The following is a 24,650-nucleotide window of genomic DNA, read 5'->3' as shown; positions in this document are numbered from 1 at the left end:
CTGAAGCACTGCACCGAGGTGCCCACCGCGCAAGGCATCTGCCCGACGAGCGCCACCGCCGTGGCCCCCGTCGCGTCCGAGTGTGTCCGCACGACCCGCGGCGCATGAAGCGCCGTCATGTCCAGCAGGCCCACATGGCCACCCTCGCGCAGCGCCACCGCGTCCGTTCCGTTCGCCGCGAGCGCGACGACACGGTCCAGTGGCACGAGCGAGAGGAGCTCGCCGCGCGCGTTCCGAGCCTCCACACCCTCGTTCGTGCCGACGAGCAGGCCGCCACGCACCGAGGCGACCGCCGAGGGCGGCCCACGCAGCTCCACCGTCGCCGACATGGACAAGTCCGGCAGCGACAGCAACTCGATGGCGCCCGTCCCCAGGCGGCTCACGGCCACCGCGAGACGGTCCTCCACGAAGGCCAGTCCCACCGCGCGGCCCACGAGCGTCCGCGAGCCGATGACGTCCAGCGTGGCGCGCGCGCGCAGCTCCACGAGGCTCTGGCCGGCCCCGTCGTCGCGCAGCACCGCCCACGTGTCGCCGCGCACCACCACTGCCTTCACGTCGGCGCCCGACACCGGGCGCACCGTGGCGCCCTCTCGGGCGAACACCGCCAGGCGGCCTTCGCGCGTCCGCACGAGGTTGCCCGTACCGAACTCATCCGCCTGCACCGAGGCGACGACAGCGTCGTGCTCGCGGGCCACGGGCAGCTCGAAGGCAGCCCCCCCCACGGAGGGCACGGAGGCATCAGCCGCCTGGACGAAGGCCGACAGCGCCACGCCTCCGTCGGTCCCCTCGCCATTCACCTGCAGCGTGGAGCCACCGAGCCACACCGGCCCCGACGGGCGCGTGGCCACGGTGAAGGACGGCGTCGAGCCGAGGGTCTCCTGGATGACGACGTCCTGGAGCGCGGGCTCGCTCTCCTGGCCGTTGACGTCGACCGCCACCGCGCGCAGCTCGGCGCGGCGTGCAGCTCCGTGGGTCATCGGCACCGGGAACACGTGCGTCCAGGGCGGCCGCGTGAGCGTGACCTCCTGGCCGTCGAACGACAGGCGCACGGAGGCGATGCCCGCGGGCGAGGTCGCATCCACCTGCGTGTTCAGGTTGGAGGATTCGGAGACCGCCTGCCCCGCCGCCGGTGAGCGGATGGCCACGATGGGCCGCCCGGACGCGAGCGGCGGCGTCACGGTGACCACGGTGTCCTTCGTCGCCTCGTTGCCACGGACATCCTTCGCGGTCACCCGCAGGCGAACCAGCGTCCGCTCCGTCACGGAAGGCGCCACCCAGCGAATCCCTGCGGGGGGACGCTGGAAGGACGCCAGCGGCACGGCGCTCTCGACACCCATCGCCTGGGTGACGGAGACGGAGGTGACGGGGTTGTTGTCCGTGACGGTCAGCCGCAGCTCCAGCGCCGTACCAGAAGCCACCTCGCTACCGTCGGTCGGCGCCACCCACGCCAGGGTGGGCGGAGTGACATCCGGATTCACCGTCACCTGGATGACCTGGGGCTCGGAGTAGCGGCCATTGGCATCCACGGAGCGCCCGACGATGTCGCGAACCTCGGGCCCGCTGGCCACCGACTCCATGCGGAGCGTGGCCACCGACACCACGGGCTGCGACTGTGACGACGTGAAGGTGTCACGCTTGAAGCGCAGACCGTTCAGGCTCAGCTCGATGGCGCTCACCCAGCTGTTGTCCCGGGCTTCCGCCGACAGGCTGATGGACTCGCCCTCCTCCTTCGTGAGGACCCGCTCCACGGGCGTCTTGAAGACGAGCGTCGGCGGCGGGTCATCCGTCAGCGTGAGGGTCACCGTCTTCGTCCCCTCGTTGCCCGCCGCGTCCACCAGGGTGGCGACGAGCTGGGGCTGCGTGTGCGCCGCCTCCAACGGCCAGCGATAGCGGAAGTTGCCGCCACTCGCCGTGAGGGCCTGGCCTCCGATGGTGAGACGCGGGTTCACCGGCTGCACACCACTGTTGTCGCTGCCCGTCACGGAGAAGACGTGCTCCACCCCCACCGGCAGCGGCAGGGTGCCGAGCGGCTGGGAGCTGCCCACCAGGGAAATGAACACGTCCGGCGGGACGTCATCCTTCACCACGAAGGTCTCTGAAGCCGGGGCGGACTCGTTCCCCTCCACGTCCGCGACCTTGTCCACGCGGACCGTGTACCGGGCCATGCCCGTCAGCGGCTCCGCGTTCTGCGGCAGCACGTACGACACCGTCCTCGCGACGCGGTCCACCACCACGGAGCCTCCGAGCACCGGCGCCCCACTGGAGTCATACAAGCCGATGGTCCTGCGAGGACCGCCGTCTGCGTACAGGGGCTCGTCGAACGTGGCGGTGAAGACCTTCTGCAGGCGCTCCACCTGGACCCTGTTGCTCACGTTCCAGCGGAGCACCTTCGGCGCGCGCCGGTCTCCCCGCGTGACGGCCCCGGGGACGGAGAGCGCCTCACCCTGCTGCTTGATGAGCAGCGTCACCGGCCCGGCCGGCCCCGCGGGGACGAGCACGTCCACACTCGTCGGCGTCAGGTTCGAGGTCTGGGCCAGAACCCCGTCGAGGAACACCTGCAGGCCGCGCGTGAAGCCGCTGCCCATGACGGTCACCTTCTCGCCCCCCACGTCCGCGCGGTCGGGCGAGACTCCCGTGAACCGGAGCTGCGACAGGTAGACGAACCCGCCCGGCACGTCGAACGGCGTGCCGACCTCGGGCTGGACGCGGACACGGACCGGGCCCGCGGAGGCCATCTTGGGCGCCAGGACCTGGAGCGCCGTGGACGTCGCGGTATGAGCCGGATCATCACTCGCCTGCAGGCCGCCGAAGAACACCTTCGCGCCCGCGGGCAGGCCGGTGCCAAGAATGGCGACGGGGTAGCCCCCCTCCATCGGGCCAAAGCCCGGAACGATGGCGCTGACGCTGAAGGCCGGAGCCTCGGCGCCTGCCTTCAGCCAGAAGGACCACGGGCGGAGGACGGTTCCACCCTGGACCCCGGTGGAAGCGAAGGTCACCCGGGCCGTGTACGGACGGCCCACCGTGAGCGGCGAGGCCGGCGTGTACTGCACGGTGCCCGCGACGGGCGAGGCCGGAGCTGGCGGGACGACCACGCCCTGGTCGTCCATCAGGCCGAACGAGGTCTGCGCCGCCACGGACAGCGACAGCTCGCTGGCCAGCGACAGGAACACCGACTGCCCCGGCGAGAGCGAGCCTCCCGGCGACGGCATGGCTCGGGCCACCGTCGGGTAGGACAGTGTGTCGAAGAGGTACGTCTTCGGCGTGCCGCCAATCATCGCCATCCCGTTGCCCAGCAACGCCTTCGGGGTCGAGATGTTCGGGTAGGTGATGAAGGTGCGCTCCACGAGCCCCGAGCTGCCCGTGATGTCCACCCACGCAGCGCGATTCAGGCCGGCGGCCAGCACCCAGGGCCCGGAGAGGGCCACCGACAGCGGCGCGTGCGCGGCGTCGGCCGGCGTCCATGTGCCCAGGAGCTGCGGGGCTCCCGGCTGGAAGGCCTCGTAGACCGAGACCGATGTGCCAACGGCCACGGCCACCCGGCTCCCATCCACCGCCAGGGCGCGAGCCCCGGCCGGCAGTCCGGTGATGACGCTGAGCGTCCGGAGCGCACCATCCTCGGTGCCACGCAGCTCCAGCCGCGACACCCCACCCTCCTCGATCAACACGGCGAGCGTGCCGCCCTCCACCATGCCCAGCCCGCGGATGTTGCCCGGCGCCACGGAGAGCTGCGCCACGACCTCGAGCTCCCCGGCCGTGCCGCCAGCTCCGCGCAGCTCGCTCAACAGCACCAGGTCACCGCCGCCGCCCAGCGCGATGGTGGTGGCATCCGCGTTCGCAGCGGCGGCCGTCATCAGCGTTCCCGGCGCCAGGAGCACGCGGTCCCGCTCCTGCGGGATGCACGGGGCGCCCGGACCGCTTCCACAGGTCCCCAGGTCGTAGCGAGCCACCACGCCGGTGCCCACGAGCACCGCGCGGCTGCCCGCCACGGTGAGGGCGCTCGGCCCCACCACGCCGGCCACCTGCGCCGACGTCAACGTGCTGCCCGGCACGGACAGGTCCAGCGCCAGCAGCTTGTCACCCTTCGCCGTGAGCAGCGCATACCCCACAGTGGCCGCCACATGGCCATCGGCGGCGAGTTCGTCACGCAACGGCAGGGTGAAGGTGAAGGCCCTGGGCAGGGTATGCGAAACGGGCCTCACTGCCCCCGGCGTCTCCAGGGTGATGGCCACCGGCCCGACGATGCCATCCGGCACCGTCACCTCGAGCGCGCCGGAGGAGTTCACGACCACGCTGCGCGCCGGCACACGCTCGATCGCGCCTTCCGTAGCGAAGAGGACGCGAGAGCCCCCGAAGAGCCCCTCGCCGGAGAGGGTGATGACCGCCCGGCTGTTCACCGGAGCGGAGGCCGGCTCCACCTTCGTGATACGTGGCGGCAACAGGTACCGGTACGCCCCCAGTCGCATGGCGGACAGGCCGTCCGGGTTGGTGACCTGCACCGCGGCCGCGCCCGGAACACCCCGGGGCGCCTGCGTCGTCACCAGCGTGCCGGCATCGTTCTCCAGGCGGCAGCCCAGGGCCGCCGCTCCGCCGATGGACACCGCGCAGCCCTGCATGAAGCCCTCGCCGCGCAGCGCCACCACCTCGCCACCGTCCGGAAGGCCGTAGGCGGGAAGCACCTCACCCAGCACCGGGGCCGCCGGCGTGTCCAGCGAGGCCGTCTGGAACCGGACCTCCGTGTCCGTCCCCAGGCCGCCATCGCGCAGGTCCGTCAGGCCCGCGCCAATCCGCAGGACGTAGTCCGTGGACACGCTCAGCTCCGGGTCCACCGCCACGATGCGCGGGCTCCCGTCTGCGCTGGTGGCCAGCCACTCCACTGGCACGGTGCTGCCTCCGTCCGCGACCTCCAGTCGCACCTCGTGCAACGTCGTCGAGCGCGGCAGCTCGCTGAGGAGCACCTCGGGCGCGGTGTGGATGGACACCCGCTCTCCCTCGCCCGGCCGGGTGCCCAGCACCTCGATGTGCGGCAGCGGCGCCGTGGCGAGCATTCCCGCCAGTGGCGAGCTCGCTTCGTGCGGGTGATGCACGGGCAACTCCACGGCCCGCCCGCCCGCGTCGAGCACCAGTGTGCCCACCAGCAGGTGGCTGCCACGGAACGCCAGGGTGGTTGCATCGCCCGTGACGCTCACCCGCTCCAGCCACGCGGGACTGCCTGCCGCTGGCACCCGGAAGCGCTGCACCTTGCCGCCGCCCGCCGCGACCCAGGCGATGCCCGCGGCCACGTGCGTCTGCTCCGCAGAGACATGGCCGCCCCCGAGCGGGTCCTGCAGCGGCAGCACCCCGTTGACCTGGGGGTTCGCCGGATCGCTCAAGTCGATGAGGGCCACTTCCTTGCGCTTGCCCAGCGAGACGAACGCACGGTGCCCTTCGGTGGTGATGTGGCGCGCACGGCCGGCGAGCGGGAGCTGCCCCACCACCGCCAGGTCACCGCGGCGCGCATCCAGCACGTAGAGCACCGCGCTGCCCGCGCCACCGCCCGCCGCGAGGAGGTAGCCGCCATGGAGCGCGAGCGCCGAGACACCGCCTTCGATGACGCGCTGGCCCGTCAGTCGCGGCCGCACGTCCTCGGTGGTCCGCCATGCCCTCACACCGCCGCTGTCAGCGGTGAAGAGGAGCTCGCCTCCCGCGACGACGTCCACGGTGGGGCCCTGGCCGGACAGCGAGGACTCCAACGAGGGTGCCGCCGGACGGGTGATGTCGACGACCTTCAGGCCACCGGTCCCCGCCGCCACGTAGAGCCGGTCTCCCATGCGCGCCAGCCGCCAGGCGCCTCCCTGCGTGCTGTCCGGGAACGTCAACCGGGTGATCTCCCGGATGGCGGTGGGCTCGGCGGGGTCCGCCACCAGCAGCCCACCGGGCGACCAGGAGCGCAGGCCACCTCCCGACACCGGCTCACCGCCCGGGCCGGTGACCTCCACCTCGCCGCCCATGGCCGCGAACACCACACCGCGCTCGAGGAGCAGGTGCCGCAGCGGCGGAGTCCCGAGCCGCGCCACCGCGCCCGTCCCGTAGAGGAAGGACTGGTGCTTGGGGAACGAGTGGTCGTCCGAGTCCGACACCCTCAGCCGCGCCACCACGTCCACCAGGCCGGGCTCGTGGGTCGGCGCGTTCGCCACGGCGGTCTGGGACGACAGCACGCGCACGTCCATGGACTCCGTCCCACCGAACACCACCTGCAGGCCGGGCCGGAAGCCCGTCCCCGTCAGCACGACGTCCACCCCGCCACGCTGCTCCGCGCGGTCCGGGGTGAGCATCTCGATGGAGAGCGGGGCCCGGTAGGTGAACCCCCCCAGCCGCAGCGCCGACAGCCCGCTCGGGTCCACCACCCGCACGGACACCGGGCCGGAAGTCGCGCCGGGGGGCACGTCGATGAGGAGCGTCGCGCTGTCACTGCCCGCCTTGGGGCGCACCTCCTGCGTGCCCACGAGGACAGTCGTCCCCGTGCCGTCGACACGCGGACGGAAGTTGCTACCCGTGATGACCACCGGCGTGCTCTCCGAGACCAGGCCGCTGGTCGGCGAGATGCTCGAGAGGATGGGCTGCGCCGCCCCCTCCCCGGCCACGGTGAAGGTCAGCTCCACCGCCGTGGCCAGCGTGACGAAGGAGCCGCCCACCGTCCGCAGGCTCCCCTTGGGAATGGTGACGTGCACCGTCTCGCCGCCGTTGAACGGCGGCACGGGCAGCTCCTGCGTCATCGAGTCCGGCGTGAAGAGGAGCGACGACCCGCGCACGCGAGGGATGACCGTCCAGGTGCCCGGAACGGTGCGCTCGCTCCCGCCCGCGCCCACCGCCTTGATCTGCACGGCCCCCACCACGGACGCCGGCGCGACGGCGAGGTTGAAGTCCAGGCTCACCTGCGCGTCCACCGGCGCGAGCGCGCCGTTCACCGGCGAGGAGCCCACGCTCAGCAGCTCCGCCGGAGGCACCTCCACCACCGTCTGCGTGGCGTCACCCGTGGCGACCCACAGGCTGCCACCCGCCCAGGTGAGGCCCCGGCCGTCGTCCGCCAGCTGCGCGGACTGGAGCGCGACGGGCGCCTGCTCGTGCTGGGGGCTCACGTCGAACACGTACACGCGCCGCCCCACGGTGACGTAGGCGCGGCCGGCGCGCACCGCCACGCGGCTGCGCATCAGCATGGAGGTCTGGGTGATGGCCGCATCCACCGTCACCCAGCCCTTGGGTGTGCCCGCGCGGTCGTAGATGCGCAGCCGCAGTCCGTCTCCTGAGCCGCCGTTGATGGCCGACGTCAGCACGTAGAAACGGTCCGGCCCCAGGTCCAGCGCCAGGCCGTCCTCGGGATAGAGCAGGCGGGCCTCGCTCGTCAGGACATTCAGCGTGGGCGACGTCAGGTCGAGCACCTGGATCTGCCCGCTGCCGGCGCTCGGCTCGGTGACGCTGACGTAGGCACGCGTGCCCTCGATGCGCACGCCCGTGGCCGTTCCCGAAGTGGCCACCCGGCCCACGACGAAGGGACGCGCCGCGTCCGAGACGTCCACCGCGGTGATGCCCGGCCCTTCGGCCAGCAGCGCCAACGGGTCGCTGACATCCAGGCCCAGCACCGGAGCCGCCGTCTTCAGGCTCCCCTTGCGGATGGGCCGCTCTTCCAGCAGCACGTCGAAGATCTGCAACCCGGGGGCATGGGCCGACACACCCACGTACAGGGTGTTGCCATCCAGCTTGAGCTCCGAGGCCTCGAGCGGCGGGAAGCCCGGCAGCGACAGGTACGAGCCGAACGGCAGGTCATACGAGAAGGAGCCCACCACGATGGACTCTGGCGGGTCCTCGGGGTCTTCCGCGTCGCGCTCCAGCGCCACGGGGACCAGGCCCGCCGTGCCCTCGGGCAGGGTGAACTTCACCTGCCGCAGGTCGACGACGTCCACCTCACCCGCGAGGCGCGTGCCCACGCGCACCCGCATCCCCGGGGACAGCGCGGCGCGGTCCAGCGTCAGGGTCACCCGCGTGTTGCCACCCACGGGCCCGTGGTCCGGAGACAGCGTCGCGCGGGCGCCCACCAGCTCGTCCATGTAGAACAGGGCCGAGGAGAGCGCCGAGCTGGGACCGCCCGGGTCTCGCGCCACCACGTCCACGGGCCCCGGCAGATCCGACGGCGGCGCGTTCAGGGTCAGCGCCGAGCCATCCGAAGCCGCGTCGCAGTCATTGGCCGCGACGAGGCAGTCCACCTCCACTCCGCCGATGCGCACCCGCGCGTTCGGCGCGAAGCCGCTGCCCACCAGGGTGATTCTCCCGCCCTGGAGCGGCACGGACCGAGGCGTCACCGAGACCAGTTGGGGGTGCTTGCTGCTGACCGCACCCGTCTTGAACCGACCCTCGAACGGGATGAGCAGGCGGCCACCTCGGTCGTCCGTGATGCCGGCGATCCGCAGCGTGTAGGGCTTGTCCGCCTCCAGCGTGCCGCCCACCGTCACCCGCAGGCCGTACCGCAGCTCGCCATGGTTGGAGATCTGCGTCCACGACAGCGGCATGCGCGCGTTGCCCTGCATGACCGGCTGATGGCTGCCGTCGAGCAACTCGAGCGTGATGGGCGCTCCGCCGGAGCCCACCGACGTCCGGACACTGGCGGGGTTGATGGGCCGACTGACGAGCACCATGAAGACCGGGGACTCCGGCGGCACCACGGAGTCGCGCTCCGGCGTCATGCCGGTGACGAACGTGAAGGGCACCCGCAGCTCGGTGACGCGGTCCTTGCCCGCGACGAGCAGCCGGTCTCCCACCGCCGCCGAGTCCATGGCCGCCTCGGTGTTGCCACCGCTCACCAGGCGGGGCTCACGCGGGTCGGCCACGTCCACCAGCACCACGCCGCCCTCGTTGGCGGACACGAAGAGCATGTCCCCCACCAGCCGCAGCCGCTGAGGCTGGCCGGGCACGTTCGACAGCGTCTCGTCGAAGAGGATCCGCTTGTCCTCGAGTTCGACAGGCGCCTCGGGGTTGGAGACGTCGATGAAGAGCAGGCCCAGCTCGGCCGCCGCGACGATGGCCACGTCGCGCACCACCACCACGTCCGTGAGGTTGGCGTCGAACCGCAGCGAGCCGAGGTCCGGCCTGTCGCTGCTCGACGGGTCGTGGATGGAGAGATACCCCTCCGGCTTCTGCGTCGCGCCTTCGCGCTTGTGGTACGTCGTGCGCTGGCCACCACGCTCACCGCCCGTCAGCGAGTACTCGGGCGGAGGCGGCGCCAACGGGTTCGACGGGCAGTAGTAGATGCCCTCGTGGTGACCGGCCGCCACGAAGAGCAGCCCACCGTGGAGGGTCATGCCATACGGCTCTCCGGGCACGCTCACCGTGCGGACCAGCAGCGGGTCCGCCGGGAAGCGCGTGTCGAGCAGGCGCACCCGCCCCGGGGTGCCCGCCGCGGGCTGAAATCCCTCGCACTTCGGCGATTCTGGCGGCGGGTTGGGCGCCATGCCGTTGAACGCCACCCAGCTACCGATGGGCGTGGGCAGCAGGCGCGTCGCGTACTCCGCCAGGCCGAAGACGCCGAACTTCGCGGCGCCCAGCTCCCCCAGTCCGCTGGGGTCCACCACCACCAGGCCCGCCTCGCCGTTGGCCACGAGCACCTGGCCCTGCCGGGGCACCACGTCCATCGAGTCCGGCGTGAGCGCGATGTCCGGCAGCGGCGAGCCTTCCGGCAGGTAGCGATTCAGCACCGCGAACAGCCGGTCCACCTGAGCATGCTCCGGCGCCGCGGCACTCCCCGCGCTCCCTTCCGGATTCCCCTGCGACTTCACGTCGTAGCGGGCCAGGCGCATGGCGTCGTAGTACACGCCACCGCCCGTCAGCGGCCCCAGGTACGGGGATAGCGTGCGGTTGCCGCTCCCGGACGCGCCCGCGGACGCGTAGACCAACAGCGGCTCCGACGGGTCCGCGGCGAGCGCCTTCGGGTAGAGCCCGACGACGCGCTCCTCTCCCGCGTCCACCGGGCCCGGGAGATTCGTGCCCAGGGGGAGGCTGCGCTCCAGGCCATAGCCCACCTGCTCCGCGAGGTGGGTCGACTCGGGCAGGCTGTCCGTCGAGTCGGCGCCCTGGTTGTCGGGCAACGTCGTGCTGACGGTCACCGTCGCGAAGCCGTCGGCGCCGAACGAGCCCGGCGGAGCCTCGACCCTCAGCAGGCTCGTGGACACCACCGACACCGCGGGGGCATCCACACCGCCGACCTTCACCAGCGGAGCGCCCATGGCGCCATAGGCCCACGCGGGCAGGAACCCGTCGCCGGCGATTTCCATCAGGCTGCCGCCGCGCGGATTGAGGAAGCGCGGGGTCGCCTTGCTGAGCCAGAGGGGCGACTTGTAGAGGAAGCCGCCCGGCCGCCGGTCGGAAAGCCCCGCCAGGCAGCCCAACTCGCAGTTGATGACCTCCACGTCCGCCAGGCCCGGCACCCCCTTGGGGGTCTTCACCGTCAGGCGCGTGGAGTCATGCACGGCGGACGGGAGGACGTCGGCCTCGACGCCGCCGATGCGCACCTTCGCGTGCGGCTCGAAGTCCGCGCCGAGAATCTGGAGGATGGAGCCACCAGCGATGGGGCCGACACGCGGCACCACCTGGGCGATGCGCGGACGCGGGAAGAAGCCGGAGGCGGACTCGAACTCCACCTCGAAGGGCGTCATCAGGTGCTTGCCATCCGGCGTGCTCAGCCCGGTGGAGACGGCGAGGCGCAGCCCCGCGGCCTCGGGCAGCGGCGTGCCCGGCCGGAACCGGAGCACCGCCGTGCTCACCGGCAACTCCGCGCTCCCGGCCTCCAAGTCCACCTGCGGAGTCGCCGTCTTCAGCCACTCGGTGCCATTCACCTGGAACGACACCGCTTGGCGCGCGCTCTCCGGGGTGATGGTGGTGGAGAAGGTGAGCAGCAGCGAGGGCAGCTCGCGCGGCACGCGCTCTGCCCAGTTCACACTCGAGGACACCAGCACCAGCTCGGCCGCCGGACCGAACTCCAGCGACCAGCCGGAGGAGGCACGCTGCCGCACGTTGATGATGCGGCCACCCGCCACCGCCACCAGGCGTGCCGCGCCGCCCCGGGCTCCCGTCACGTGGTACAGCAGCTTCGGGGCCCCCTGTCCGAGGTTGCTCAGGTCCACCACCGCGACGCCCGCCTCGCCCGCGGCCACGTACGCGAGATTGCCCACCAGCCGGACGTCGGACGCGAAGCCTCCGAGCACGTCCCTGCCCACCTTGTGCTCGGACACGGCGGGCGCGTCCTCGCCCGTCAATCGCACCAGCACCAGCCCCTCGTCACCGGCCGCCACCACCGCCCAGTCGCGGTACATCCGCACTCGCTGGACGTCGACGTCCACGGAGCCGAGCACCCGAGGAGGCGCGTCCTCGTCATCCGCGAGGCGCTCCACGTCGATGAGGTGCAGCCGCCCTTGGGTGAAGCGGTGCCCGTCCATCCACACGCCGGTGCCGAGCACCGCGCGGCCATCCCCCACCGCCAGCGCGGTCGCCTGCGTGGACAGCGTGTCCGGCGAAATGGGGGTCGCCCGCTCGTTCAGCAGGAACGGCGCGTGGGAGATGTCGAAGCCGAGCAGGCCGCGCGCGCCCGCCGCGGCGAGCAGCCGGTCGCCCCGTGTGTCGAGCCCGAACACCGCTCCCGCGCCCGCCCGCGTCGCGGAGATCATCCGGGGCTGGGCCGGGTTGGAGATGTCCAGCTCGATGACGGTCGCCAGGGCGTACTGGCCCTTGTCGTTGCGCCGGCCCGCGCCCACGAAGAGCCGGTCGCCTCCCTCCGCGGGGTACGACAGGGAGAGCAGCTCACCCTCCAGGTTGCTCCACTGGCCGATGAGGCGGTCGTCGACGTTGTCGCGGTCCTCGTCGATGAGCTCCGTCCGCCGCTCGGGCGGAATGGGAACGCCGGCGAGCGGCCCGCGGGTGTAGAGGTTGGACAGGTCCACCACCTGCAGGCCCCCCGCGCCCACGGTGTAGACAGCGTCACCGATGACGAGCAGGTCGCGGATCTCCGTCATGGCCAGCGCCGAGTCCGTGGGCTGGTCGAAGGTGAAGAAGTCCTCGCGCGTGACGCTGGCCCCGTTCGGCTCGGGGAGCATCACCCTCACGTCCACCGGTCCCCGCAAACCGTTGGGCGTATAGGCCTCCAGCCGGCCGATGCCGAGCGTCCGGACGCGCAGCGCGCGCTGGTTGCCGAAGTAGACCTCCATGGGACGGTCGGTCGCGAAGCCGGCGCCCTCCAGCACCACCCGCGTGCCCCCCGAGGTCGGTCCCCGGTCCGGGGAGATGGAGGCCAGGGACAGCACCTCCGTGTAGAGGTACGCGCCCACCCGTGTGAGCGAGCCCCCCGAGGGGTTGCGGACCTCGAGCGTCGCGGCGCCAGCGGAGCCCGCCGGGGTCTCCACCTCCACCCAGGTCTTGTCGGTGGCGACCCGGACGACTCTCGAGGGCTTCCCGCCGAAGCGGACCTCCAGGCCGGACTCGAAGCCCGCGCCACGCAGCGTGACGAGCGTTCCACCCTGCACGGGCCCCTGGCGGGGCTCGACGCATTCCCTGGGCCCGTCCGGCGTCGCCGCCGGGCACAGCAGCGTCACCGGGACGCGGTCGCCCGCGGTGGACGTCTCGAACTCGGCGACGAAGCGGCCGGGCATCACCGCCTCGCTCTTGGAGACGAGCCCCTGGGCCACCACACGGTAGGAGGTCCGCTCCTCCAGGTCGTGCGCCGGCCGGAGGATGATGGCGGTCCGCGACTCGTTCAGGCTCCAGGTCGCCGCCACGGGCACGCCCTCGGCGGAGCCGTTGAGCTTCACCAGCCGCACGGAGAAGCGGGACTGCACCGCGCTGCCCTCATGCAGGGCCGTGCTCAGCTCCAGCGTGATGGGCTCGGAGACGCGCACGCCGGTCTCACCGGAGCGCGGCGTGCTGGCCACCACGATGGGGAACGGCACCTCGATGAGCGCCAGCGCGTCCGTCGCCGCCGAGCGGGGGACCAGCTCGCGGATGGTGGCGGCGATGAGGTTGCCCTCGACAGCCACGTCCGCCAGGTTGACGGCTGGGTACAGGTCCACCGCGTCGACCGGGAGCGGCGCCGCCAGGTCCGAAACGAGGTTGAGCTGGACCAGCGAGCGGCCAGCGGTGGCGCCCAGGTGGGGCCCGAGGCCGGCGGAAGAGAAGTCGACCGGCACCAGCGACTTCACCGTGGACACCACGCGGGGCCGGGTGGGCAGCGCCAGGGACACGGTCCTCGCGCCGCCGGACGCGGCGAGCCCCGCGGAGCCGGACGTCGCCAGGTCCCCGAGGTCGGGGTCCAGCTCCCCCACCACCGGGAAGCCCGGACGCGCCAGGTCCACCACGAGGGTAGAGGCGCTGCTGGAGCCACGTTCGGCCGTGACGACGGCGTAGCGCCCGCGCGCCTGCACGCGGGTGATGGACGGGGTCCCCAGCACGCCGCCCTGCAGGAAGGACCGGACGGAGCCGATGAGCATCGGCTTGAGCGGGTCCCTCAACGAGAAGAGGGTGAGGCCACCCTCGCCGGAGGCCACCAGCACCAGGTCGTCCACCACGTCCACGCCATGCGCCTGGCCCTCGAAGGGAATCGCGTAGGCGAACCGGGGAGCCGTGGGGCTCGTGGCATCCACCACCAGCAGCGACGGGCCACCCTCGCCCACCAACTCAACGGCCTGGAGCTCCGGCGCGTCCGCGACGACGTAGGCCGTGCTGCCCCGCACCGCCAGGGCGCGCGGCAGGTACGGCGGCGGAAAGGAGACGCCGCCCATCACCTTGGCGTCCGCCGGGTCGCTCACGTCCACCAGCGACAGCGCGCCCTGGAGGCTGTTCTTCAGCACCTCCACCACCGTCGCCCCCTGGCTGACGGCGCCGTCCGACAACATCCACACGCGCTTGTTCGTGAGGACGAGCTGCCCGGGGATGCCGCGAGGGAGCCGCTCCGGGGGCCTGTCACCGTGACCATCGTGACGGCTGACCACGGCCGACGTGTTCAGGTCCGAGTACAGGAAGGCCCCGAGCGCCTCCACACGTTGGCCGTCCGGGTTCTCCACGATGATGTCCGCCGGGCCGAAGTCTCCCTCGGGCGTCTTCAGGCGGATGCGCCCGGGCGACTGCACCACGACCTCCGTCGCCGCGCGGCTCACGGAGACACCCCGGAAGGTCACCTTCGCGCCGACCTGGAAGCCCGCGCCGGACAGCTCCACCGGCTCGTCCCCCAGGGTGCGGCCCGTGGCGGGGTACGCGAAGCCCAGCTCGAGCATGGGCAGGTAGACGAAGCCACCCAGCAGGCTGCCCTGGAGCCCGTCCGGGTTGACGACGGTGACACGCACCGGCCCCTTCACCTGGGGAGGCGTCACGGCGGTGAGGAACGCGCCCGTCGTGTCGAGGCCCACCTCCGTGGCCTCCTCGGAGGAGAAGAACACGCGAGCGCCCGACTTGAGCCCCACGCCATGAATCTTCACACGCGTACCGCCATCCACCGGCCCCGCGGGCGGCTCCACCCTCACGACGGAAGGCGGCGTGCCATCCGCCGGGCGGGTGCGGAAGCGCGAGGTGAACCCGGCGCGCAGCGGCGCTCCGCCTTCGCTCCTCAGCCCATCCGGGCCTCCCATGATGACGACGTAGATGTCCGTGTTGCGCGGCAGCTTCGGGGCGTCGCCCGTCAGCGTGAAGACGAGTTGGCGCTCGTTCTCGACGGCCGCCGTCGCGGGCACCACCGTCGAGGAGAAGGGGCTGCCCACGCGAAGCACGGCGACGGTGGGGTTGTCGCCGAGGAATTCCGAGTCGATGGGCTGCGAGAACGTCACCGTCACCCGGGGGTCCATGCCCGACAGCGCCACCTGATCCGCGCCGTTCGCCGGCACCACGTCCGTCACCAGGAACTGCGGCAGGCTGAAGTCCACCAGGCCCTGGTGACCGAACAGGGTGAAGGGCCGGCCTTCATAGAGGCTCACGTCCTGCGCCAGCGGGACGTTGGCGCGCACGAACGTGCGCGGGAGCCCGTCCGGAGGGACGACGGAGGCGGACAGCAGGCCCTTCACCGGCACCGCTTCCTGATCCACCAACTGCACGGTGGACACGGAGAGCCCACCGGACGTCGCCAGCGAGCGCTGACCGGTGGCCACCAGGTCCCGGCGCCGGGGCGCGTGCGACAGCAGCGCCTCCAGCAGCGGCGGGCTGGAGGTCAGGTCCACCACCGCGAGCGCCGCGGCGAAGCCCTGGCCGCCCACGAGCGCGCGGGTGCCGGAGACCTCGACCTCTTCCGCGCCACCCGGAATCGGCGTGAAGGTCCGCTCGCCCAGTTCCGGGTCCAGCAGGTCATGCACGCGCAGCCCGCCGGACCCAGCCGCCACCAGCAGGTCGTTGCCCATCACCACCACGTCCCGCGCCTCCCCCACGACGGGGACGACATCCAGCCGCTGCGGCAGGCCCTGCGCCTTCAAATCCACCACCACCACGCCGGCCTCGCCATTGGCAACGAAGGCCAGGTGGCCCTCGGCCGTCACCGCATGCACCTGCGGACCGGGCAGGTCGATGGAGCCCAGCAGCTTCGGCATCGACAGGAGGGTGACGTCGATGACCTGCAGCGTGGGCAGCTCGTCGAGCTTCCCCTGCACCACCACCAGCGCCAGGTTGCCATGGAAGGTCGCCGCCACCGGAATGCCCGGCAGCATCAAGGGGCCGGCGGTCGCCACGCCCTCCGCCGTGACGGTGAAGAAGTGGACGCCCTGGGGCCGGATGAGGGCGTGCTTCGGGAGGTTCCAGCCGCCGACGACGCCCCGCCCCGTCTTCGCGTCCAACGCGAGCGAGCCCAGCTTGTACTCACTCGGGCCGCCCGTGCCGAAGAAATAGGTCGGCAGGTGTTCGGGCCGCATGCCGACCTCCACGCGGACGTTCGACGACTGGCCTTCCTGGCCGGACAGGTCCTTGGCTCTCGCATCGACGACAAGGAGGTCCTCCTCCGCGGCGCTGGCCGCGGAGTTGGGCACCAGCCAGGTGAAGGGGTACAGCGGACGGCCCGCCGGGCCCTGCACGGGCACCGCCGACGTGCCAACCCGGACGCCATCCACGTGGAACGAGACGGCGTCGACAACGCCGTTGTCCTCCGCGGCCGCGGCCAGCACCAGCGGCTCCGCCTCGGTGACGACGTCGAGGTCCGGAGGGTCCACCAGCTCGACCTCCGGGGGCACCGTGTCCCTGATGATGAGGACGCCATGGGCTTCCGAGGCCACCTCGTTGCCCGCGACGTCCACGCCCACGGCCTGGAACTCCAGGTAGGCCTCGGGGTTGTCGACGGGCACCACGTAGCTGGCCACGTAGGCGTTGGGCCGCCCGGGGATGCCCGCAGGCGCGGTGGCGGTGGCCACCTTGCGCCCGTCCACGAAGAACGTCACCGAGGACACCTCGCCCTCGGCATCCTCCACCTCGGCCTCCATCCGCACCCGGCCGCCCTCCAGCAGGGTCGCGCCAGCCATCGGCCTGACGAGCTTCACGCGCGGCGGACGGTCCTCCACCACCCCGAAGGACACCGCGTCGGACAGCCGCTCCTGCCCCGCCGAGTCCACCGCCCTCGCCCGCAGCCAGAGCGTCTTTCCCACCTGGGCGGGGTCCGCCACGTAGCGAAGCTCGAAGGGAAGCTGGAAGTCCCGGCCCACCTCCGCGACCGAGTCCTCGCTCGGCCCCACCAGGAAGGTGACGTGGGCCACCGCGACATCGTCGCTGGCCTTGGCGAAGAACGTGGTCGGCAGTCCGACCACCGCCTGCGGGGACGTGGACACCGCCACGCTGGGCTTCGCATCACCAATGGCCTCCACCCGCACCCGGGCCGTGGCGTCGTTGTTGCTCGTGTCGACTGCCTTCGCGGTGAACTCCAGGGGCACCGGCGTCCCGTCCTCGGACACCAGGCTCTTGTCGATGAGGTACGAGAAGCGGAACGGCGGCGCGGCGAAGCGGGCCACCTCCTTGGGCGTGGCATCACCCACCTTGGCGCTCACGGTGACGGCGGCGACGCCGACGTTGTCCTCGGCGCGCACCTCCACGTCCAGGCGCAGCCCCTCCACCATCCGGGAGTTGTGGGCCGGCGAGGCGAAGGCCACGGTGGGCTTCTGCTTGTCGTCGATGACCGTCACGCGCACATCCGGGGCCGTCACCGTCTGCCGCGCCGAGTCGCGCGCCTTCGCGCGCACCGTCAGCGTGCGGTCAGCCGAGCCATACGGCAGCGGCACGCGGAAGGAATACGGACGCGCCGTCCCCACGAAGTGCAGCGGCCCGTCCACGCCTCCCTCCACCGTGACCTCCACGGACTCCACGCGGACGTCGTCCTGCGCGGCCACCAGCACGGAGAAGTCGCGGCCCTCCACCACCTGGACCCCGTCGCCCGGCTGGGCGATGGCCACCGTGGGCGGCTGGTCCTCCTGCGCGCTCAGCGTCAACGCCTGCGAGAAGACGACGTGACCGAAGCTGTCCACCGCCTTGCCTTCGATGACGACCGTCGTGCCCTCCGGCAGGTCCGCCGGCGGCACGTAGGCGAACGTGAAGGGAGGCCGCTCCAGCGGCAACCCATAAGGCACCTTCGTCGTCACTCCGCCGACCTGCAGGACGCGCAAGAGCTGCACGCTGGTGACGGCGACGTCATCCTCGGCCGCGAGCACCACCGTCACCGGGTTGCCGCGGACCACCCGGGTGCCGTCCGCCGGGGACACGATGGCCAGCGCCGGCTCTCTGTCCCGCACCACGTCGATCTGCTGGTACTCCAGCTCGCTCCACTGGCCGGACACGTCCCTGGCGCGCGCGGCCACGAAGTACGGCACCACGTCCAGCGCGGCTTGCGCCCCCAGCTTCGGGACCATGTGCTGGTAGGTGATGACGGGCGTGTAGACGTCGAACGCCGAGCCGGGCAGCGCGTTCTCCAGCGGGAAGTCTCCCGCCGTGTGGACCCGCTTCAGTTCCTCCGCGCTCGCGCCGGCATAGAGCTCCACCCGGTCCACGAACGCGTTGTCGCGAGCCTGGACCTGGATGAGCACCGGCGTGCCCTCGACGATGTCGCTGCCGAGCGAGGGCCGCAGGAAGCTGGCCACCGGCAGCCCCGTGTCCTGGACGACGCGCACGCGCCGCTCCACGGAGGACCGGTGGTCCTCGTTGTCCACGGCATCCACCCGCAGTCGGATGAAGGCCTCGGAGCGGCTCGGGTCCAGCTTCACGAAGCCCGGCGGCAGGCTCAGCGTGGTGCGGTACGTCTTGAACCGGCCAATCTCCTCGGTGGGCACGCGCAGCGCGGCCAGCGCCTGTCGGGCGAGCGGGTCCGAGGGCGTGCGGAGGCCATCGCCATCGACGAAGGTCTCGACCGGGATGCCCGTGCTCCCCTGCAGCGTGATGGCGGGCGTGGTGCCACCGTTGATGTAGACCTCCAGCCGCTGGATGCCGAGGTCGTCCCCGGAGAGCGCGTTCAGGCGGAGCTGGATGCTGCCCTCCACCAGGTACCCATCCACCGACGGCTCGAGGATGGCCAGGTCCGGCGCCCGGGGCTGCCGCGACTCGATGATGAGCCGCGTCTGGCCCACTGCGCCCCGGTCGTCGCGAGCGGTGATGACGAGGACCGAGGGCGCGCCATTCAGTCCCACGGGCGGCGTGAACGAGAGGCTCTGCGTCCTGTCGGGCTGGTTGACCGTCACCCAGGAGAGCGGCCCTCCCGACGGGTCCCTGCCATCGTAGTCGACCTGGTAGTCGACGACGCGCACGTCATCGCGCACGCGGAAGCGCAGCTCCGCGGACGTGTTCTGGATGAGGCGGACGAAACCGCTCTGGAGCTCCTTCTGGGTGATGCGCTCTCCCGCCGAGCCCAGCTCCAGCAGCTCCACCACGGGGATTGCGTCCGGACGGACCTGCACGAAGGCGGGGCTCGACGTCACGGGAGGATTGCCCGCGCGGTCCCACGCCGTGGCGGACAGCTCCAGCGTGCCGGCGGTCGCCAACGCGCCGGGGATGGTGAACTCCACGTCCTGGAGCGGGCCCACCAGCGGCGTCTCGCCCACCAATGTACCACCCGCATGGAGCCGTACCCTCGCGATGCTCGCGTTGTCGGTGACGCGCACCGTCGCCTGGAAGCCCCGGCCCTCCACCGCCGCGCCACGGTCTCCCGCGCTCACCACCGAGACGGCCGGTGACTGCCGGTCCGGCTGGACCGAGAAGGTCCGCTCCGCGCGCGCCGCCGCGCCACGCGAGTCCACGACGATGGCCGTGTAGCGCACCGCGTCCGCGCCCCAGCCAGAGGGAACGCGCAGCGACACCGGACGCTGGGTGGGCCGGCCGGCCGTCACCGTCGCGTCAAGGGCCTCCACCGCCACCTTCGCCCCCTCGGCGACGACACGCGCCTGGGGCGACGGATGGCCGAGGTAGCGCAGGGACAAGCGCGAGACGAGCGGCGCCTCGCCGCTGGTACCGGCGGAGAAGGTGACGACGACCTCCTCCATCTCCACGCGGGCCGCCGGGAAGGCGAGGTCCGCGGTGAGGAGCGCGCCCTGGGGGACCAGCGTGACTTCACGCGCCTCGGTGGAGGGGTGCTCCGTGAAGAACGGGTCCGGCGCCCCCGCCTTCGGACGGTAGATGTAGGTGACGTGCGCGACGGCAGCGTGGGCGGGCTGCCAGTTGGGGAGCTCCAGCCGCAGGGCGCCGGGCGCCTCGTCGTTGCCGAGCAGCGCGGGGGGCGACACGGTGAGGGCCTGACTTCCGACGGTGGCGGTGAACCGGGCCGGCAGGGACGTGGCCTTGTCCCGGCCGAAGGAGAGCGTCGCGCTGGGCACCGGGCGATTTCCCGCGACGACGGTGGACGCGAACGGAACCTGGAAGGAGCTGGCCCCCACCGCGGACAAGGGCGCCGAGGGCGCGACGAGCCACGCGGAGCGCAGCGTCACGTCGTCCTGGAGCTCCAGCGTGCCGGGCGTGAGCTGTTCCTCGGTGAGCCGGGTCGCGGGGTCGGGCGAAGCCCAGAGCGCGATGGGCGAGCTGTCCGCCACGAGCTGGCAGGAGAAGCTCGTGACGGTCGCCCGGTGGCTGGCGTCGACGGCCCGCGCCTCGAAGACCACGGTGCGGGGGCCTTCCGCATCCAGCGGAGGCAGCGGGAAGGGCCCGGCCAGGGTGATGCTGCTCGCGCTGCGCGTCTCCACGACGGCCCCTCCCGGCACCACGGGAGCCCCGTCGAAGAGCACCGCGAGCGACGTCAGGTTGCCGTCATCCGACGCCTGGACACGCAGCAGGGGGGTGGAACCCGCCACACACGTGCGCTCCGAGGGCGTCCCGCCCAGGGAGATGCGCACCACCGGAGGCAGCTTGTCCTCGCGCGCGAGAATCTGGAACCGGACCGGCGGGCTCAGCTCGAAGTTGCCCGCGGCGTCGTACACCTTCGCCTGGAGGGTGTGGAGGCCGGGTCCCAGTTTCGTGTCGCTGGAGGGGAAGGAGACCGAGCCGCTCCAGGTGCCCACGTAGCGCCGGCTGAGGAGGATGTCCCCCGGGCCGAGCGGGTTGGGCGTGCGCTCCTCCTCGAACTTCCACTCGAGCTCCCGGACCCGGGGCTGCCCGGACTCCTCGGCCAGCTCGTAGCTGTCGTCCACGACCACGCCCACCCGGGTGACACGCACGTCGTCGGACACCTCCATGCGCATGCTCAGGCTGCCGTTCTGGGACACCTCCAGCACGCCCTCGCGGGCGGCCTGGGGCGTGACGAGCACCACGGTGGGAGCCTCCGTGTCCTCCGCCACGTCCAGCACCACGTCGGTGAAGGAGCCAGCATCGTGGAGGTCGACGGCCGCCACACCCACCGAGGGCGTGCCACCGTCCTGTACCAGCGGCGCGCGGACCACGAGGCGCTGGAGGCTGGACAGGTCCTGCCGCTCGTTCGTGGGGATGCGTGGGAATTCACCGACCCGCACGCCACCGGAGCGCCCCGCCCAGGCCACGTTGCCGTCGTCGTTGGCCACGGTGAAGGTGATGTCGACGTCCTCACCCTCCTTCACCGGCGTGCGCGCCGCCGGGGTGTAGATGGAAATCTCGGGAGGGAGGTTGGCCCCCACGGGCAGCTCGATGCGCCGCTCGGCGACATTGCCCGCGGCATCCTCGACCCGCGCCAGCAGCGACATGGGCTGGTCGGTTCCCGCCGGGGTGGCCCTGACGGTGCTGAACTGGAAGACCTGGTACAGGTTCTCCTGCGTGAAGCCGGTCGACGTCAGCGCGCCCGCCTCGTTGCCATTGACGACGAGGGTGGCCTTCTTGACGCCCACGTTGTCCGCCGACAGCACCTCGATGGGAACGAGGTCGTCCGTGAAGAGGCGCGTTCCTTCCATGGGGGTACGGAAAGCCACCATCGGCTGCTCGTCGTCCGGCACGACCTGGACGGTCAGGATGGCGTCGTCGGACTGCTGCGCGGAGGAGTCCCACGCACGGGCCGTCAGTTGGAGCGGCTGGGGGGTGGCGGGCAGCTCCACGAGAAAGCGGTACGGCGGCGACAGCAGCGGCTCACCGACGCGCTCCGCGCCCCGGTACAGCTCCACGCGGGCGACGGCGACGTCGTCCTCGGCGCGCAGCAGCACCGCGAGCTTCGTGCCGACGGGAACGGCGTCCTCCGCGCTGGGGGTGACGAACGCCACGGTGGGCTTCGCGTCGTCCGTGTCCAGCTCGACGGTGAGCTCCTCCCTCCGGGTCCTCCCCGATGCATCCTCGGCCTCCGCGATGAGCTTCAGCTGGTCGATGCCAGCGAGCCGGTTCTTGGGCACGACGGCATGGGTGACGAACGAGCCCAATCGGCCCTGGTCCTCCAGCGGGGAGGGGTCTGCCACGAGCAGCCCGGGGCTCTGCTCTTCCGGCCGCTGGCTGTAGATGCGCACGGCCACCGTGTCCACGTTGTCCCCGCCCGTCACCGTGACGAGCAGGGGCTGGGACACGGGAACCTTGATGCCAGGCCTGGGCGCCTGGAAGGTGACGTTGGGGTCCGTCGTGTCCGGCTCGACGTGCACGACGACGGGGTGTTCGGGTGAGGCCGTCTGGCCGCGCCCATCCCGCGCCACGGCCGTCACCACGAGGTCCCCGCCCTGACCGGGCGTGACGTAGCGCACCCGATAGGGCGGCGCGCTGGACTGGCCCACGCCCGCGCCGTTGACGTACCAGGTGACGCTGACGCTGTCCGCGCTGTCGTCCACGACGTTCGCCGTGAGGAGCAGCGAGGAGCCGGCCACCACATTGGCCCCGTTCGTGGGCGTGGCGATGGAGATGATGGGCGGCTCGTCGTTCAGGACGATGGCCTCGAAGCCCACCCGCCGCTCCAGCCCGGCGTTGTCGATGGCCTGCACCTCCACGTGGTGCCGCTTGCCCAGGCTCGAGCCGGGTGGCGTCCACGTGAAGACGAAATCCCTGGAGTGGGTGCTGGTGCCCGCGAGGCCCTCCGCGGACAGCTGCACGCTGCTCACGGCGTTGCCATCCACCAGCAGCGAGGCCCGCACGCCGAACGCCAGCGCATCATCCCCGATGATGCCGCGGACGGTGAGCGGCAGGCCGGCCCGCACCTCCACCTCCTGGCCCGCCGGTTGACGGATGGAGACCAGCGGTGGCGCGTTCTGCACGATGCGCACCAGCATCGCCCCGGCGTCGGCGAGTGCTCCGCCCGAATCGACGCCCACCGCCCGCAGCGAAGCGGTGGTGCCCGCGCTGCCCGGCGGCGGAACGTAGGTGACCTCCCAGAGAGGCACGGCCACGTGCTGCTCGGGGTTCGAGTTCGGCACCGTCCGGATCTCGATGCGCGGCGTCTGGGACACACCGAGCGGCGCCCCATCCACGGAGAAGCGCACCGACTGGAAGTCCAGGGGGGACAGCGTCCCGGACCTCCACTCGCCGCTGGTGACCCGGATGACCTGCGGCAGTCCCTCGATGAGATGGGCACCCGGCGAGGGCACCTCGTACATGACCTGCTTCGCGCTGGGGCCGGGGACGGGCGTGACCTTCACCTTCACCGGCTGGGCAGGGCTCACCGCTCCACCGATGTCCTCGACCTCCGCGGACACCTCCAGCGTCGCGCCCGACTGGGTCGGGGCCTGCACCTGGAGCACGTAGGGCTCCTGGGTGTCCACCGCCACGGGGACACGTGCCTTGCCCAGGAAGAACCGCACCTCCTTGATGCCCATGTCGTCCGTGGCGAGCGCATTCACCGAGAAGGAGGTGCCGGTCGTCACCGTGGCGGGTGAAGCCAGGCGGATCTCCGGCAGGGCGTTCTTTGCCTCCACCGAACGCGGCGTGGCATCGAGCACGGTGGAGTCGTTCACCCGGTAGGTGGCCTGGATGGAGGCGAAGCCCGGGCGCTTCGCGGTCAGCCGGCCCTGGGGAGACACCTCCACGCTGGTGTCGGAGGACGACCACACGATCTTCGACGTGAAGGAGGTGAGGTCGACGAACCGCTCCCCTCCTCCCACCGACAGGACACCCACGAGCTTGAGCGGCAGCGTGCCCCCTACGCGGGGGATGCCGAACTCCAGCGGCTCGATGAGCGCCTCGGGGTCCTGGTCCCGGTGGATCTCCACCCGCTCGAACTGCGCCTGCTGGGTGACGAGGACGGGCACCTCCTCCGTCTGGTTCGCATACGTCACCTGGAGCGTCGTCTCGCCCGGGAACAGCGCGACGGCGGTGCCGTCCGGCGAAACGGAGACGACGTCGGGGTCCCCGGACGCATAGGTCACGCCGCGCCGCGCGCCCGACAGGTCCACGTCTCCCGCCACCGCGAAGCGGCCGGTGACCTGCAGCCGCACCGGCTGACCAATCTGCTCCATCAGCAGGGACGAGGGGGACACCACCACGTCCACCAGCGGATCAAAGGTGGTGGAGCTGGTGAACTCGACGGCCGAGGTGTGCACCGTGCGGCCGAACGCATCGCGCAGCGCCACGTCCGCGATGACCACGCCGTCCGGAGGAATGGAGACGCCCTCCAGGGTGGGAACGGTGAAGCTGATGCGGCCGGGGGCGCTGACACGGGGCCGGCCCACCAGCCCGCGAGCCACCATGAAGGCCCGGGGCTCCACCATCCCCAGGTCACCGTGCGCCAGGTTCAGCGCGATCGCCGAAGCGCCGAGCACGGACACCTCCGCGGAGGACACGTCTCCCGTGTAGTTCACCTCCAGGGTGATTTGGTTCCGGGCCTCGTTCGCACGCACGGCAACGGGCGTGGCCCCGAAGGCCGGGGGGCTCGACTTCGCGCTGAACGTCACCGGAAGCGCGTCGCCGGAGGTGCCATCCGCGGCCAGCGGCGTGGCGGTGACGGTGAGCACACCGTCATCCGGGAAGGGAGCCGTCAGGGGGATGAGCAGGTGGAAGGGCACCGCGCCCGCGAAGTCCCGCTCCACGAGCACGTCGCGCAGGGTGACGAAGCTTCCCTTGGTCGCGGAGGTGCTCGTCACGGACACCCGGAGGCGCGACGCCTGCTCCGCGATGTCGAAGCCAATCTCCGCGCTCGTGGCTCCCGGGCGCAGCGGGGCCAGCGGGTAGGCCGCGGTGACGACAGGCTCCGCAGGCGGCTGCTGCGCGCTCGCGGTCAGGACAAGGCCCAGGCAGAACATCACCAGCACGGCACGCCCACCGTTCGTAACGAACCGATTCAC

Annotated in this window: 1 protein-coding gene (only partly in view); it reads right to left on the bottom strand. The window is 72.0% G+C overall.

Annotated elements, in window-relative coordinates:
• On the bottom strand, nt 1-24,650 hold the 5' portion of the coding sequence (locus tag K8625_RS39390; protein WP_370642030.1) for an IPT/TIG domain-containing protein. 7,429 nt of this gene lie to the left of the window's left edge; the window shows 24,650 of its 32,079 coding nt (coding positions 1-24,650); its start codon is at nt 24,648-24,650; the stop codon falls past the left edge of the window.

This window comes from Myxococcus sp. AS-1-15 (assembly GCF_020037055.1).
Classification (GTDB): domain Bacteria; phylum Myxococcota; class Myxococcia; order Myxococcales; family Myxococcaceae; genus Myxococcus; species Myxococcus fulvus.
The sequence above is the reverse complement of the archived record's forward strand: the minus strand, read 5'-3'. Positions and strand labels throughout refer to the sequence as shown.